General features: G+C 46.0%; 10 protein-coding genes and 1 pseudogene. 7 read left to right on the forward strand and 4 right to left on the reverse strand.

Annotated elements, in window-relative coordinates; translation table 11 throughout:
• The 6 genes and pseudogenes from MUN53_RS16980 to MUN53_RS17005 form a co-directional block, all read left to right on the forward strand.
• Positions 1-253 (forward strand): annotated as a pseudogene (locus MUN53_RS16980) (6-bladed beta-propeller); the annotation flags it as partial.
• A gap of 20 nt (positions 254-273) precedes the next feature.
• Entirely contained in the window at positions 274-1,443 is a 1,170-nt protein-coding gene (locus MUN53_RS16985) for a 6-bladed beta-propeller (protein WP_243326586.1), read from the forward strand.
• Between the two features lie 398 nt (positions 1,444-1,841).
• Entirely contained in the window at positions 1,842-3,233 is a 1,392-nt protein-coding gene (locus MUN53_RS16990) for a TolC family protein (RefSeq protein WP_243326587.1), read from the forward strand.
• Between the two features lie 30 nt (positions 3,234-3,263).
• Positions 3,264-4,274 carry an HlyD family secretion protein gene (locus MUN53_RS16995; protein ID WP_243326588.1) on the forward strand — a complete coding sequence of 337 codons (1,011 nt, stop codon included), beginning with the start codon at positions 3,264-3,266 and terminating at the stop codon, positions 4,272-4,274.
• A 2-nt stretch (positions 4,275-4,276) separates the two neighbouring features.
• The gene (locus MUN53_RS17000) at positions 4,277-5,455 is read left to right on the forward strand and encodes an ABC transporter permease (protein WP_243326589.1); all 1,179 of its coding nucleotides are present in this window, start codon (positions 4,277-4,279) and stop codon (positions 5,453-5,455) included.
• Positions 5,456-5,468: 13 nt separating this feature from the next.
• Positions 5,469-6,728 (forward strand): ABC transporter permease, encoded by a 1,260-nt coding sequence (locus MUN53_RS17005; RefSeq protein WP_243326595.1) that lies wholly within the window; start codon positions 5,469-5,471, stop codon positions 6,726-6,728.
• Between the two features lie 82 nt (positions 6,729-6,810).
• Here MUN53_RS17005 and MUN53_RS17010 read toward each other — a convergent pair whose 3' ends face one another.
• Positions 6,811-8,637, reverse strand: coding sequence for a CocE/NonD family hydrolase (locus tag MUN53_RS17010; RefSeq protein WP_394803103.1), 1,827 nt, complete (start codon positions 8,635-8,637; stop codon positions 6,811-6,813).
• 64 nt (positions 8,638-8,701) lie between these two features.
• Entirely contained in the window at positions 8,702-9,532 is an 831-nt protein-coding gene (locus MUN53_RS17015) for a hypothetical protein (protein WP_243326591.1), read from the reverse strand.
• A gap of 134 nt (positions 9,533-9,666) precedes the next feature.
• Between MUN53_RS17015 and MUN53_RS17020 the strand changes: the two genes are divergently transcribed.
• A complete protein-coding gene (locus tag MUN53_RS17020) occupies positions 9,667-11,109 on the forward strand; it encodes a CCA tRNA nucleotidyltransferase (RefSeq protein WP_243326592.1) in 1,443 nt (480 codons plus the stop codon).
• Between the two features lie 100 nt (positions 11,110-11,209).
• Here MUN53_RS17020 and MUN53_RS17025 read toward each other — a convergent pair whose 3' ends face one another.
• Both MUN53_RS17025 and MUN53_RS17030 read right to left on the reverse strand, forming a co-directional pair.
• Complete coding sequence (locus MUN53_RS17025) at positions 11,210-12,991, reverse strand: RagB/SusD family nutrient uptake outer membrane protein (protein WP_243326593.1); 1,782 nt, start codon at positions 12,989-12,991, stop codon at positions 11,210-11,212.
• A 12-nt stretch (positions 12,992-13,003) separates the two neighbouring features.
• Positions 13,004-16,036, reverse strand: a complete 3,033-nt coding sequence (locus MUN53_RS17030; RefSeq protein WP_243326594.1) for a SusC/RagA family TonB-linked outer membrane protein — start codon at positions 16,034-16,036, stop codon at positions 13,004-13,006.
• Positions 16,037-16,584 lie beyond the last annotated feature (548 nt).

Below are 16,584 nucleotides of genomic sequence, written 5' to 3' on the forward strand. Positions count from 1 at the left end.
TATGTATGATACCCAGGAAAAGGATTTTTTCAGTTACATCATATACAATGGCGATTATTCCTATAAAAGGGAATTATATATGGTTATGTTCACTCCTATAAATGCCAAAGGCGAATTATGGGCTACAATTGATGCTTTCGATCTCTGCAAAGATTATAAAGAAGGAAAGTTGAAAGGCAAGCTAAAGGATATCGCTGCAAAATTGGGTGAAGATGATAACCGGGTGATTATGTTGGTGAAGCCGAAGAAGTGAAATATCAAAATGACACGCTTATGAAAACAAAAGTATTTTTCCTCGTTTGTATGCTTCTGTTGGCAGGAAGCCAAGGAATGCAATCACAGTCTGGTAGTTTGCCGGTAGTTGATGTATCTAAAAAATATCCAGTAGAAAAGATGTCTTTACAAGATATCGCTACGGTAGAATATGTTCCGTTGGAAACAACAGATGATATTCTATTAAGTGGAAATGCTGCACTTTCGGCGGTTGGCGACAAATATGTCCTAGTTCATGAAGGCCAATTAGGAGATATTTACTTGTTCGACCGACACACCGGGAAATTGAAATCTCATTTTAACCATAAAGGAGGAAGCGGAATGGAATATACCTGGATCAAGAATGGAACGATCTTGGATGAGAAAGCGGAAGAAATCTATGTTTGTTCCCAATTTATCCAAGTCTATTCATTGGAAGGGAAATATAAGCGAACACTGAAGATTAATTGTTTTGATCATAATATGAAAATCTTTAATTATGATGATGAATCCTTACTTATTTATGATGATGTAGTTATAGAACCGGGGCGGGAAAAACAAACGGTTCAAACGCCTTATCGCTTCGTATCTAAAAAGGATGGCAGTACGCTTTCTACTCTAAAATTACATTTCCCCAAAAGAAATTCCAATGCAATTGCCCGGCAAGAAGAGAATGGTTGGTACCCATTTCAATTTTATTATCCGCACAATATGCATTACGGATCAGATTTTATGATTATGGATATTTCATGTGATACACTATATCAACTTTCAGCCAATAAGAAGTTGACACCTATATTTGCACGCAAACCTTCTGTTTTTGCTTCGGAGCCCAGAAACATATGGACACCGATATTTACAACAGATCGTTTTATGCTTTTTGGTACATTTCTCATTGATTTTAATAGAACAGGCGGAAAAGTATACATTTGGGCGTATGAATTTAAAACGGGAGAAGTAAAAGATTGGGAAATTTTGGATACAGAACTGAATTATACTTTTCGAGGTCCTGGCACTTGGAATGGAGGCTCTAATATTGCCATAGCCAAGAATAAGTCTGCCGAGTTTGTTTCTGCTCCTGCCATGCTGGAAGCCTATCAAAAGAAACGCTTGAAGGGTAATGGAAACGAAGTAGCCAAGAATTTATTGGAAGACGACAATCAGGTTGTCCGGATCTTGACGTTTAAGTGAGGAGAAGGTAACTATTTACATAAGTCACAACTTTCTGAATAATATTCATCACTTATGAAAACAAAAGTATTTTCAACTTTACTGTAAAAACTAAACTCTGATATTATGAAATATACTTTAGGAAGATTATCTTAGAGAAAGATATATTTATGCAGCATGGAATTTACAGATATTATAGACTTATATAATGCCTTGTAAAGAGAAAAACTCCAGTCCATTGTCGTCATTTATGGACGCAGATGAATCGGAAAGTCTAAACTTATTAAAGATACAGCTTTATCCGTACCTTTATCCGTACTTAATTGAATTAATTCAATTTATACTCATTTCTAAAACCTCTACCTTTGTGCATTGTTATATTTATATAGGTTAGAAAAGAAAGATAAAAACAGATAGAAATGAGAAAAAGCGTTTTGTGCGGTGTGTTGTTGCTGCTATTTGGAAAGATGGTTTCCGCCCAGCAGACCCTGTCGTTGCAGGAATGCCGGGATCTGGCGGTGAAGAACAACAAAGAACTGCGGATTGCCGAGGAGAAGATACGGATGGCCGATTATGAAAAGAAGGCGGCGCTGACCAAGTATTTCCCTCAGATTTCGGCCAATGGTGCTTATATGTGGAATCAGAAGGACCTGAATCTGCTGGATATGGGGCAGTTGTCGAGTTCGCTGGCTTCTTCGTTGGGTGGTTTGGCCCAATTGCCGGTGGTGCAGCAAACGGTGGGTGCCATCAATGACCTTCAGCATCTGGATATTCAGAATGTGTGGGTCGGGAATGTAGCCTTGGTGCAACCCGTTTTTATGGGTGGAAAGATTGTTACCTACAATCAGATTACGGCGTATGCCAAAGAACTTGCTATGTCGATGAACGATCAGAAGTTACAGGATTTGCTGTATAAGACGGATGAAACGTACTGGCAGGTGGTTTCGTTGGTGAACAAGAAGAAACTGGCGGATGCTTACGTGGAACTGCTCCGGAAGACGGACGAGGATATGGCAGCCCTGATTGCCGAAGGTGTGGCTACTCAAGCCGATGGTTTGTCGGTCAAGGTGAAACTGAATGAGGCAGAAATGGCACAGACGAAGGTAAACAACGGCTTGGCTTTGTCGAGGATGCTGTTGGCACAGTTGTGTGGCTTGCCTTTGACAGACACGCTGACTTTGGCAGACGAGCAGTTGGATAATTTCCCGGTGGAAGAACGTACGACTTCTGTGGATGTGAATCAGGCATTCATGAACCGGAATGAACTGAAGAGCCTGGATTTGGCATCGAAGATTTATAAGAAGAAAGAACGGATTGTATTGGCAGACCTGTTGCCTACGGTGGCTTTCTCAGCCAATTACTTTGTGACCAACCCGAATTTGTTTAATGGTTTCAAGAACGACTTTGCCGGTATGTTTAATCTGGGTGTTATTGTCCGTGTACCGATCACCGGCTGGTGGGAAGGCAGTTATAAACGAAACGCCGCACGGGCGGAAACACGGATCAGACAACTGGAATGGGAAGATGCCCGCGAGAAAATCGAACTCCAGGTGAATCAGTCGGTTTATAAGGTGAATGAAGCGAGCAAGAAGTTGGCGGCTTCGAACCGAAATATGGAGAATGCCGAAGAAAACCTGCGCAGTGCCAACCTGGGATTTGAAGAAGGCGTAATTCCGGCCTTGAATCTGATGGCGGCACAGACAGCGTGGTTCTCGGCACGTTCGACACTGATCGACGCACAGATCGACATGAAACTGACGCAAGTGTATCTGAACAAAGCCTTGGGAGTTGATTTACAGGAAAACAAATAAGAGAAGAAAAAACTAAAAACGTAAATAGTCATGAGTGATAATAAGAAAAAATATTCGGTCAATAATATGATGTTGGCATTCATTGCCGTATTGGTAGCAGTTGGTTTGGTGGCTCTGGCGGGCTTCTTCCTGTTGACACCACCCGATGAGGTGATTATGGGACAAGCCGAAGCAACAACGATTCGTATATCTGGTAAAGTACCCGGACGAATTGCTTCCTATCGTTTTAATGAGGGCGATCAGGTAAAGGCTGGCGATACGCTGGTCTTTCTGAGTACACCCGAAGTACAAGCCAAACTGATGCAGGTGGAAGCCGTGAAAGCCGCTGCCGAAGCTCAGCATGCCAAAGCCTTGAAGGGAGCTCGTGATCAGGAAGTAACGGCTGCCTATGAAATGTGGCAAAAGGCACAGGCCGGTTTGACAATCGCGAAGAAGTCATACGACCGGGTTCGTAACTTGTATGAGAAAGGAGTGATGTCTGCCCAGAAGAAAGATGAGGCGGAAGCCAACTACAATGCGATGGTGGCAACCGAGAAAGCTGCCCGTTCACAATATGAAATGGCTAAAGAAGGAGCCCGCAAAGAAGATAAGGCGGCTGCGGCTGCCCTGGTCAATCAGGCTAGCGGTGCTTTAGCCGAGGTGGAATCGTATGTGGAAGAGAGTGCGCTGGTCGCTCCGATTGACGGAGAAATCTCCGAACGTTTCCCGGAAGTAGGCGAGTTGGTAGGAACGGGTGCGCCGATTATGAACATTGCCGACCTGACCGACATGTGGGTTTCGTTCAGTATCCGCGAAGACTTGCTTTCGCAGGTGAAAGTCGGAAATGAAGTCAAGGCTTTTGTGCCGGCTCTCGATAACCAAGAGATTACATTGAAAGTATATTATATGAAGGATATGGGCACGTATGCTGCCTGGAAGGCTACGAAAACAACCGGTCAGTATGATGCCAAGACATTTGAAGTCCGTGCCCGTCCGGTACAGCCGGTAGAAGGTTTGCGTCCGGGCATGTCGGTGATATGGAAGCATAACAACGGGAAATGAAGATGACAATACAAGAATCATTACATCGGATCGGACAAATAGCCCGCAGGGAAACGAGGCGGATGACATCGCAGCCCGTTTATCTGTTCGGGATGATTGTGGCTCCGTTGATCTGTCTGGTCTTTTTCCTTTCCCTGATGCGTGAAGGTCTGCCGACCAATCTGCCGGTGGCTGTCGTGGATATGGACAATTCAGCCACGTCGCGTACCTTGATCCGTCAGTTGGATGCCTTCGAACAGACGAAGGTCGTGATGTTGTCGCATTCGTTTACCGAGGCTCGTCAGGAGATGCAGAAAGGGAATGTATATGGTATCTTCTATATTCCGGAAGACTTTGCTAAAGAGGCCACATCCGGAAAACAGCCGAAGCTATCGTATTATACCAACAATACGTATCTGATTGCTGCCTCTTTGCTGTTCCGGGATATGAAAACTGTTTCGGTGTTGGCAAACGGTTCGGTCGGTTTACAGCTTGGAACGGCAAAAGGAAAGACAGAAGCGGAGATTATGGGGCAGTTGCAGCCCATTGTAATAGATACGCATGCCATCGGGAATCCGTGGCTGAACTATTCGGTTTACCTGAACAATACGATTCTTCCGGGTGTGTTGCAGCTGATGATCTTCCTGATTACGGTTTTTAGTATCGGTACGGAACTGAAGAACGGTACGGCACGGAAATGGATGGCCATGGGGAAGAACTCGTTGGTGGTTAGTCTGCTGGGAAAGATCCTTCCGCAAACCCTCGTCTTTACATTGGTAGGATTTCTTTTTATGGCTGTCTTATATGGTTTCAGCGCCTTTCCGCTACATAGTGGCTGGCTGCCGATGTTGGTAGCGATTTTCCTTTTGGTTATCGCTTCGCAGGCAATGGGTGTTTTCATGATTGGTGTATTGCCGACCTTGCGTTTGGGTTTGAGTTTTGCCAGTTTGTTTGGGATGATCTCTTTCTCGATCGTCGGTTTTTCCTATCCGTTATTGGCGATGGATCCGATCTTGCAGGCATTGGCGCGGTTGTTCCCGCTACGGCATTACTTCCTGATCTATGTCGATCAGGCACTGAACGGCCGGGATCTGTTCTATACCTGGAGTGAATACGTCTGGTTACTCGGTTTTCTGATCCTGCCGTTGCTGATAGGCCGGAACCTGAAGAAGGCGTTGCTCTATTTTAAATACATTCCTTAATGGAGAGATGATGATGAAAGAAGAACATAAATTAAGTCATATTATCAAGGAAGGCTTTCAGGATATGTTTTATATCTGGAAGGACGAGCTGAAACAGGTATTTCGGGATGAAGGAATCATGATATTCTTCTTCCTGGTGCCGCTGGTCTATCCGGTCTTATATGCGTACATATATAATAATGAAGTCGTACATGAGGCGAAGATGGTCGTAGTCGATCAAAGTAATTCTCCGCTGAGCCGGGAATTTATCCGTCGGGTAGATGCTTCGAGTGAAGTACATGTCGTGCAGGTGGTCGGTGAGATGGAAGAAGCCCGCCGACTGGTGGACTCGAAGGAAGCTTTCGGTATCTTGTCGATTCCTTCGGCTTTCAGTAAGGATTTGCATCAGGGACGGCAGACAACCGTTTCCTTGTACAGCGATATGAGTGCCTTGTTGTTCTACAAAGCCTTCTTGCTGACGGCAACGGAAGTCTCGTTGGAGATGGGCTCGGAATGGACCGTTCGGAATCATCCGCAGTCGACTGAAGCCTTACAGGCCATAGCTGTGCAGCCGATTCCTTCGGAGTCGATCTCGATGTATAACCCACAAAACGGATTCGCCAGCTTTCTGGTGCCGGCCATTCTGATCTTGGTGATTCAACAAACCTTGATATTGGGAATTGGTATGTCGGCAGGAACGGCCCGGGAAAAGAACCGTTTCCATACGTTGGTGCCGATTACCAAGCATTTTCATGGAACCTTGCGTATCGTATTAGGGAAGAGTCTGACATACATTGTCCTGTATGTGGTAGTTTGTGCTTGGGTATTGGTCATCGTGCCTCGCCTGTTTGCCTTCCCGCAGATCGGGCAACCGTTGGATCTGATTCTCTTTATTCTGCCTTATCTGTTTGCGTGCATCTTCTTCTCGATGACGCTTTCCGGATTCGTTTCTAACCGCGAGGAACCGATGATCCTGTTTGTTTTTACATCGGTGATCCTGGTGTTCATCTCCGGTATTTCCTGGCCGATGTATTCGATCTCTCCGTTCTGGCGGGCGTTGGGTTATATCTTCCCGTCTACGATGGGCGTGCAAGGTTTTGCCCGGATTAATACTGCCGGAGCAACCCTGAACGAAGTTGCTCACGAATATCAGGTGTTATGGATTCAGGCAGGTGTTTATTTCATAACGGCATGTCTGGTTTACCGTTATCAGATCATCCGCAGCCGGAAACAATTGGTCCGGCATTATCTGGAGATGAAACGACGGCGAGCATCGAAAGCCGTTGCCTCCTAATAAGAAACCCGTTAGTTTCGGTTATGATTCTCGTTACTTTTGAATCCGAAACTAACGGGTTTTATGTTATAGATCAATTCCCTTATTTGACGACGGGCAGGATCAGTCGGGTAGCCGCATTCTGCTGGTGATAAATACGGATGTTCTGTTTCATCACGAAGTCTTCTACCGAGCAATGATAGGTATCAATGAACCGTTGCGGATTGCGGTCGATGATCGGGAACCAGGAACTTTGGATCTGAATCATCAGCCGGTGACCTGGCAGGAACGTATGGGCTACATCATACAAGGTATAATGAACCGGCGTGATTTGGTTGGGTTCAAACGGTTGCGGATTATCGAATCCGGTGCGGAAACGGCCGCGGAACAATTCGCCACGAACCAGCATTTCATATCCGCTCATCGGATAACGGCCGTTCTTCAGGTAGTCGGTCGCTTCTTTCGGATATTGGAAGTTTTCCGGAAAGACGTCAATGACTTTCACCATAAAGTCGGCATCCGTACTGCTGATAGCTGTCTGCAACTCGACTTCAATCGGACCAGCCAATGTCAGCGTATCAGTCAGCACCGGCGTCATGAACGAGATCACATCCGGGCGTGCTGTAGCGAAACGCTGGTCGTCGAGCATATACTCCAACGTACGAGATCGTGTTGGATTGCCGGTATAAGGCACTGGTTTACTCATATCCGATACATATTCGGTAAATGATTCCTTTTCTTCCGGAGCTTCGGTAGAGACAGAACCGTCGCCATGAATATAATACGGTGTCGGCTGCATTTCCGGAAGCGGCCATTCTTCTGCAAATACCCATTCATTCTTTCCGGTATGGAACACACTCACATGGTGTTTCGGTTTTTCTCCTTTTCCTTCCAGGTAATAGCGGAAGAACGGATATTCGATTTCTTCCCGATAGAACTTCGAGGTACTTTTCCCGAAATAGATATTCCCGAAGCCTTCGAAGCCGGGACGAGTCCATGCTCCGTGCCACCACGGACCAAAGGCCAGATAGAGTTCGGTTTCGGGAGACTGCTCTTTGATGGCCTTATAAGTATTCCAGGCTCCATAACAGTCTTCACTATCGAACAAGCCACCTACGACCAACATGGCCGGTTTTAGGTTATAGCAAGACTGGCGGGCATCGCGTTCTTGCCAGAAAGCATCGAAGTTGGGATGTTTCTTGATCAGATTCCAGAGTGTTTCGGTCGTGTCTTGTACCAAGGCATCAGCATCCTTGAAAGTTCCCAGGCGGAGGAAATCGGTATACACATCATTCTTTACGATCTCTTTCATCACTCCTTTTCCGGCATGGCGGCCTTCCAGCCAAGGCAGGAAGTTGGTGGTCTGCAAGAAGGTGAAAGCTCCGTTATGATGTCGGTCATCGCCCCGGAACCAGTCTGTTACCGGACCTTGCGGAGAAACCGCTTTCAATGCCGGATGATTGGATGAAGCAGTCATTGTAGCCTGAAAGCCATCGTAACTGATACCCCAAGTTCCGGCGTTCCCATTATTATAAGTATGTTTGAGTAACCATTCGATCGTGTCATACGTATCGGTGGCTTCATCAATATCCTTTTTGCTCTTCTTGTTCTTATTCAGCGGACGTACCTGAACAAATTCGCCTTCGCTTTTATGGCGTCCGCGAATATCCTGATAAACCAGAATATACCGGTTCTGCGTATAAATATTCTCTTTGATACCGAACTTGTCTCCGTAAGGCTCACACGAATAAGGCGTACGCATCATCAGAATGGGATGTTTCTCGCTCTGGTCTTTCGGTTCGTAAATGGAAGTGAACAGCTTGACACCATCACGCATCGGGATCATGACTTCCCGTTTGGTGTAATTCTGTCTCAGCTTAAGTTCGGCACTGTCTATTTTACTGGTCTCTTGCTGTGCATACAGTTTCATACCGAACAGACCGCACAGCAGGCCTGCCAGCAACATACATTTTACGTGTTTCATTTTTCTTCCGTTATTCTGCTTCTTTATTCATGCGATGGTTCAGGTAAGCGATACGTTTCAGCGCCTTTCTCTTTTCCTGGGTCATCTGGTAAATATCGCTTAAGGCAGTTGCCAGATTATACGTAGCCACCAAAGCTTTCTTATCGGCTTCTGCCATATAGATGACATACGGTTTGCCACCCTGATATTCTATCTTGATACGTTTGTCGGCATTGTCGTAGATGAACTTGATGACATCTTGCCCTTTTTCGGCTTTATAAGTAACGACTTCCGTTGTGTTACCCATATCCTTGAAGTGATAGTTCACGCCACCGTCGTAGGGAATAGAAGCAGTTTCAGCAAAAAGGCCGTCGGGCGTGCTCACCTTGATACTGGTATGATCAATCGGTTTCCCTCCGAAATAGACACTGGCCAGGTACATTTCGCCATTCTCGTTCACACCACAACGGACATAACACCGCTGAACGTTCCGCTCAATCGTCTGTTGCCGCCAGATATAGTTCCCAATTTCTTCGTATAGCGTATCTTTCTCGAAAGTGAAACCTGCCTTCAGTGAATCCGATTCATGCAGGCGGATCGGCATCAGACTGTCACAATAGGCGATGTTGCGTTCGGCTTCCTTCAGGTCGATTTCACGCATCAGGGTTAAAGCCCCTTTTAAGGCATCAAACTCTTTCGGAAACTTAGCCCGCAAACTGTCAATCTCCGACCGGGCGGCGAATAACTCGTTGTTCTCGTAATAAGCGCGGGCTTTATCCAGACGTTCCTGGGCTTGTTTGGCCGCATTGTTGCAACCGGCAAGGGCCGTTGCAAGCATCAAACAGGCAATCGACTTTTTCATATCCTTGTTATTTATACTGTTCTTTGTCCGCAAAGGTAGAAAATAAATAGACGTGTTGCGGGCTCATCCGGCGCGAATTTGCCATTTCGGGAAAGATACATTAATTTTGCTACCGAAACAGAAGAAGGATAAGCATGTATATAAGCAATGACGAATTGTTAGAACATATTTCTGCCAAGCCTTTCCGGTTGGTTTCGGAGGCGGCAGACGAATTAGGGGTTGAAGCGTATGTGATCGGTGGTTATGTCCGGGATATATTCTTGAACCGTCCGTCGAAAGACATCGATATCGTGGCAGTAGGCAGTGGAATCGAACTGGCCAAGCGTGTGGCGGCAAAATTGGGCCGTCGGGCGAATCTCTCTATCTTTAAGAACTTCGGTACGGCACAAGTGAAGTGCGGTGACTTGGAATTGGAGTTCGTCGGTGCGCGCAAAGAATCGTACAGCCATGACAGCCGTAAGCCGATTGTGGAAGACGGAACACTTGAAGACGACCAGAACCGCCGCGACTTTACGATCAATGCCTTGGCCTTGTGTTTGAATAAAGACCGTTATGGTGAACTGGTTGATCCTTTTGGCGGACTGGAAGATATGGATGAACTGACGATCCGTACGCCGCTTGATCCGGATGTTACCTTCAGTGATGACCCGCTTCGGATGATGCGCGCCGTCCGTTTTGCTTCCCAGTTAGGTTTCTTTATCGATCCCGACACATTCGACGCGATTATCCGTAACCGGGAGCGGATTTCCATCATCTCCAAAGAACGGATCGTCGATGAGCTGAATAAGATTGTATTGTCGCCGAAACCGTCTTTAGGCTTCGACTTACTGGATAAAAGCGGTTTGCTTCCGCTGATCTTCCCGGAACTGTGTGCGCTGAAAGGAGTAGAGACGAAAGAAGGCATTGGGCATAAGGACAATTTCGCCCACACGCTGATGGTTCTCGACCGTTTGAGCAAGACGACCGACAACCTGTGGCTGCGTTGGAGCGCGATCTTCCACGATATCGGCAAGCCTCGTTCGAAGCGGTTTGATCCGCGACTGGGCTGGACATTCCACAACCATAATTTCATCGGCGAGAAGATGATACCGGAAATCTTCCGGAAAATGAAACTTCCGATGAACGAAAAGATGAAATATGTACAGAAGATGGTGAGCTTGCACATGCGTCCGATTGCCTTGAGCGATGATGAAGTGACCGATTCGGCCATCCGCCGTCTGCTTTTCGATGCAGGCGACGACATCGAAGACCTGATGTTGCTTTGTGAAGCCGACATCACCAGTAAGAATCCGGAGAAGGTACGCCGTTTCCTGGCCAACTTCCAGCTGGTGCGTTCTAAACTGGCAGATATCGAAGAGAAAGACCGTGTCCGCAATTTCCAGCCGCCGATTAAGGGCGAGGAAATAATGGATTTATTCAATCTGCAGCCGTCTCGACCGGTAGGTGTTCTGAAAGAAGCCATCAAGAATGCCATTCTCGACGGTGTCATTCCCAACGAACGCGAAGCCGCTTACCACTTCCTCTTAGAAAAAGCCAAAGGCATGGGACTTCAGCCTGTTAAGAGTCTGGAACTGTAACTATTTATCTGGGTAGCATATTCCAGTATGCTCCTTGTCTTAACATAAAAAGCCCGGCAGATTTGTTCCGCCGGGCTTTTCTTATGTATGTGAACTCCGATTAATTCAGGATAACACCTGCGTTGCTGGTCGGATTCTGTGTCAGGGTACTTCCACTCGGATAAGAGTTGATAGCCGTCTGCGGAATGTAATAAGTTACGCGGTAATCAGCCGGAGAAACTTCTTCCATCGCATTGTGCGGACCCGGATAATGACGAGTCAGCGTGTCGCCGTTACGATAAACGTCGAAGCTGCGTTCTGCCTGGTAAGCTAATTCCAGCTGGCGTTCCTTGTCAATCAGCTGATGAGCGTTCGAGGCATCCAGTGATTTGTATCCTGCACCCGGAATCGAGCGTTCGCGGATTAAATTCAGGTCGCTCAGTGCTTCGCTGTAACGTCCTAACTTGGCATAGGCTTCAGCCCGGTTCAGATAAACTTCGCCCAAGCGGGAAATGATGGGTGAATGCAGATGCGAGTCTTCACCTTCGCGTGAACATTTCACGATGTAGAACATCGGATAAACGCGGTTCAGCGACATCTGGTAGTCGATAACACCCTGGTAAGTATTGCCGTCGGAATACTTGATCGAATAGATTTCCTGCTCTTCGTTGACCGGAGTCAAGGCGTAGGTCGTCTCTTTTCCGTCGATGGTTTCCGTACAAGTCAGCTGGCTGCCGTTGCGGTTTAATGTGGCCTGTACATAATTGTAGTTGGTCTGGGCACCGCTCTGGTCGTACACATTCTTGATGAAACGGAATACTTCTGTGTAGTTGCCGCTCGCATCAGTTACGTATTGCGGTTCGATGAAGTTGGCACGGGCATCCACAATATTCTTCTTGTCAGGACGCCAGTCGTTTCGTCCGGTCTCGTTCAGCAAGTCGATGTATTTGGCACTGGCATACATTTCGCCCCAGCCCATGCCGCCGATCACAGCATACATACCGCCGATACCGTAATAATGGTCGTATCCGGAGAACTCAGTTGCCACGCGCTTCACCACGAAGATGGATTCCGAGTTGTTTTCCGGTACAATCGTGTTATATACCATGAATTCATTTCTAGGCAGCAGTGAATATGTGCCTGAGTTGATCACTTCCGAAGCATAATAAGCAGCTGAATCCGCATATTGTGTATTCGGATTCTCATACGTTCCACTCATGTACAAGTAAATACGTGACAACATCGCCTGAGCGGCTCCTTTCGAAGCATACGCCGGTCCGTTGTTGGTTGTCAGCATCTTTTCGGCTTTGCGCAAGTCGCCGATGGCCTGCTGGTAGCATTGAGCCACTGTCGAGCGGTCCGGCAATTGCAGGTTTTCCATATCTTCCGGTGTACCGTTTACGATAGGCACGCCTAAATTCTTATCGGGAGCCTGGTAATACGGACGTGAGAAAGCGCGGGTCAAGTAAAAATACATCATACCGCGGATGTAGTAACATTCGCCCAATTTGCTGTCTATTTCTTCGCTTTGTCCTTCAGCTACCATGTTGATTGTGTTCGAAGCCTGGGCAACGGCTTTGTATCCGTAATCCCAGAAGTTCTGCAGACGGTAGTTGTTCGGCGTACGCGAATAAGTGATAAATTCGTAGAAAGCATCGGTTGAAGAACCACGGATCATCATATTGTCGCCGGCATATTCACCCAGTCGGTGCATGGGGTCAGACCAGTCTTTCAATTGGGCATAGGCACCACGAACCATGGCATCGAGGTACGAATTCGGGTCTCCGGTAATGACCTCTGAAGCCATACTTCCGGTCGGCAGACGTTCGACATCGCAGGAAGTCGTCATCAGACCGAAACTTAAAGTTGCTAACAGGATTTTTGCTATATTATTCTTTTTCATATAATTCAAGTATTAAAATGTGACGTTAAGACCAAACATAAATTTACGGGTTGATGGATAAACAGAAGGACCGGCTGATCCGATTACACTTCCGTTGCTGGCTGGCAGCTCCGGATCAACACCCGAATATCCGGTAACGGTAAACAAGTTTTCTCCCGAGAAGAAGATGCGCAGGTTCTGGATATGGTAATCCGGCAACTGCAGGTTGTAACCGATGTTCAATGAACGCAGCTTCAGGAAGTCATTGTCTTCGAAATAGCGGGTAGAAGCCTTGTTGGAGTTCGATGAGTTGTTGTATAGAGCCACCGGATGTGTTGCGATATCGCCCGGTTTTTGCCAGCGGCTCCATCCGTCCATCAGCTTCATCTGGTTACGGTCTGTATAGGCACCGTCTGAATCATATTCCTGTCGTGAATAGTTGTAGATCTTACCACCAATTGAATAACCGAAGTTGGCTGCCAAATCAATGTTTTTCCATCTCAGCGAAGTACTGAAACCGCCGAATACCTTCGGAGTAGAAGGTTCCGTAATGATATAGTCGGCTTCCGAGTAGTTTTCTGTTTTCACGCGGCTGCCGTCTTCAGCTGTCTTGTACCATTGCGGAGCACCGTTGTCTGGATTGACACCGGCCCATTCGATCATGTAGTAAGAATCACTGCTGTAGCCTACTTTCAGGATCTTGTCTGCTTCACCGGCAATACCGATACCGCCACCACCGATAATTTCGAGGTTCGGATCATTACCATACAGTTTTTCTACGGTGTTCACATTGTGTCCGAGGTTGGCTTCAACGCTCCAGGTCCAGTCTTTTGTGTTGATGATGTCTCCGCCGATGCTCAGTTCAATACCGCGGTTGCTGATTTCTCCTACGTTCTGCCAGCGACTGGTTACACCAGTGATACCGGAAACCGGAGTCTGGTACAAAACGTCGGTAGTATATTTGTTGTAATAATCGAAGTTGAAACGCAGGCGGTTGTTGAACATGGCTGCATCCAAACCAATACCTAAGGTAGAAGTCTGCTCCCAGGTCAGGTCTTTATTTCCTACCTGGCTGATCAATGTAGCCGGAATTCCGTCGTAGCTGGCTGAAACCGAATACAGGTCGTACTGCGGATAGAGTACGCTCGGACGGTTACCCATCGTTCCGTAAGAAGCACGCAGTTTCAATATATCTACCCAGTCTGCCTTGAACCAGCTTTCACGGTTGATGTTCCATCCGGCACTGATTGAATAGAAGTTACCGTATTTGGCATTATCACCGAAGTTGGACGCTCCGTCTCGACGGAGTGACAATTCAGCTACATATCTATTATCATATGAATAGTTGGCACGGAAGAAATACGACTGGACTGCCCATTCATTCAGGCTGCCGCCTACTTTTTCCGGAAGAGCTGCTACGTCGAGCACTTCAAAACCAGAGGCAAAACCGGTACCGATAGCCTGGGTAGCTTTTCCCTGGTAATCTTTGAACTCATAAGCCAGGATAGCGTCAACCGAGTGTTTGCCGAACAGCTTGTTGAAACTCAAATACTGGTTGGTGTAACGGCGTGACATGTTGCTCTGGTATTCATCAATACGTCCGTTGACACCCGAAGCACTGTTACTGCGCGGATCATAATAAGAATGGTAGTAATAATTCTGATATTTGTAGTTGTTGACCGAGTGGAATGTCAGCCAGTCGGTAATCTTGATATCAAAGTCGAAGTTGCCGAAGAATTCGTAGGTCTTATAGTCTGTATGATTACCATACGACAAATCGTTCAGGTAGTTCGTCTGCTGACTGTTTACCCAACCTTGATAACGGTCTGGCACGAGTGCTCCGTTTTCATCATACGGACTATCCCACGGGAACATAGAATACATGGCACTTACCGAATATTGTCCGTCGTACGTATCAATCATGGCTCCTGATATAGACGGTTTGATCGTCAGCCAGTCGAATGGCTTGTAAGTTGAGCGGTAACGGAAGGTATAACGTGAATAGTCATATCCTTTTACAGCGCCCTCTTCATCGTAGTAACCTAATGAGAAGTACGAATTGTATTTCTCGCTACCACCCGACAGAGATACGTTGTAATCTTGTGTAAAGCCCGACTGTGTCGCCAAATTCCACCAGTCGAAGTTCGAATTACGCAGGTCAGAGTTCCAGCGCGGGAAATTGATCTGATCTGCATTCTGGAAAGAAGCATAGTAGTCATACAGCTCTGCTCCATTCATCATTTCCAGGTTTCCGTTATATAATGTGCTGATACCTAATTTGGCAGAAGCGTTAATGCGCATTTCTCCGCTTTTGGCCTGTCTGGTCGTTACCAGGATTACACCGTTGGCACCTTCCGATCCGTAAATAGCTGTAGAGGCAGCATCTTTCAGGATGGTCATGGTTTCGATATCTGCCGGGTTCAATGCACCCGCACCATTACCCACAATAACACCATCTACAACCCACAGAGGAGCCGTCGAACCGCTCAAAGTGGCTTTACCACGAACCACAACGGCGCCGCTCGAACCCGGCTGACCGGAACCCGGTGCTACATAAACACCCGAAACCTTGCCGTTCAGCATGTTTTCAACATTGGCCGTGGTGATGTCTTTCAATTTTTCATCTTTCAATGTTTGCAAAGAACCGGTCAGACTCTCTTTTTTCTGTACACCATAACCCACAATAACAACTTCATCCAGCGTTTCAGAATCTTCCATCAGCTTTACAGTTAGATTTTCTGAATTGGCACTGATTTCTAATGTCTGGTATCCGATATATGAAATCTGCAGTGTAGCTCCAGCCGGTGCTTCGAGTTCATAATAACCATCCATATCCGTGATGGTTCCGTTAGTAGTCCCTTTCACGATCACGTTGGCTCCAATGACAGGGTCGCCTGTCTTATGATCCAACACCTGACCTTTTAATAATTTGGTTTGTTGCGTGATGGCAAAAGGTGCAGCACTTTCTGCATCCGGAAAAACAGCGAATGCCGGTAGGGAAATACAACATAGTGCGCCGACTAAAATTGCATTTCTGCTTCGTTGAGTTACTGTATTAACATTCATAAAAAGTAAAATTTGATAGTATTTTTTGTACGTTGAGGATTTTTTATATGCTTAATCTATATCCGTTGAGTTTTGTTGTTTTTTTAAATTTGAGTGCAATTTATGCCTATTTTTTCTCATGTGCAAACTTTAATTGAAATTTATTTATGATTTAGAGGGCTTAAAGTGTCTTGTCTTTAAACAATATGTTGTAGTAGAAGATGGATTAGGTGAATTTTACAATGGTTTGTCTTCGAATAGATAAATAATAATTGACAATTATTGATTTAATGCACAAATTGTCAATCTCAATTTTTTTTAGTTGGATGGTTCTATAAAATGATTATCCTAAGTTGGAAAAAAGGTAGGCAGAAAATAGAAAAAAGCTGGCGTGTTTTGATGAAAAGCCGGCGCGAATTTGTAAAAATACGCCGGCTTTTTGTCAATTGGGAACTGAGGATTGACTATGCCTAAATTTACTTTACACTTTTTTGATACGTTACTAAAAAACTCTACAGATAAAATAAGTCTTACTAAAAGGCTTTACATATTACCTTTGCAAAGATAAA

The organism is Parabacteroides faecalis, assembly GCF_022809355.1.
GTDB lineage: Bacteria > Bacteroidota > Bacteroidia > Bacteroidales > Tannerellaceae > Parabacteroides > Parabacteroides faecalis.

Coding starts and splice junctions, on each gene's coding strand:
- MUN53_RS17015 (WP_243326591.1), bottom strand. CDS start 9,532: ATGAAAAAGTCGATTGCCTGTTTGATGCTTGCAACGGCCCTTGCCGGT.
- MUN53_RS16990 (WP_243326587.1), top strand. CDS start 1,842: ATGAGAAAAAGCGTTTTGTGCGGTGTGTTGTTGCTGCTATTTGGAAAG.
- MUN53_RS17025 (WP_243326593.1), bottom strand. CDS start 12,991: ATGAAAAAGAATAATATAGCAAAAATCCTGTTAGCAACTTTAAGTTTC.
- MUN53_RS17005 (WP_243326595.1), top strand. CDS start 5,469: ATGAAAGAAGAACATAAATTAAGTCATATTATCAAGGAAGGCTTTCAG.
- MUN53_RS16985 (WP_243326586.1), top strand. CDS start 274: ATGAAAACAAAAGTATTTTTCCTCGTTTGTATGCTTCTGTTGGCAGGA.
- MUN53_RS17010 (WP_394803103.1), bottom strand. CDS start 8,637: ATGAAACTGTATGCACAGCAAGAGACCAGTAAAATAGACAGTGCCGAA.
- MUN53_RS17030 (WP_243326594.1), bottom strand. CDS start 16,036: ATGAATGTTAATACAGTAACTCAACGAAGCAGAAATGCAATTTTAGTC.
- MUN53_RS17020 (WP_243326592.1), top strand. CDS start 9,667: ATGTATATAAGCAATGACGAATTGTTAGAACATATTTCTGCCAAGCCT.
- MUN53_RS17000 (WP_243326589.1), top strand. CDS start 4,277: ATGACAATACAAGAATCATTACATCGGATCGGACAAATAGCCCGCAGG.
- MUN53_RS16995 (WP_243326588.1), top strand. CDS start 3,264: ATGAGTGATAATAAGAAAAAATATTCGGTCAATAATATGATGTTGGCA.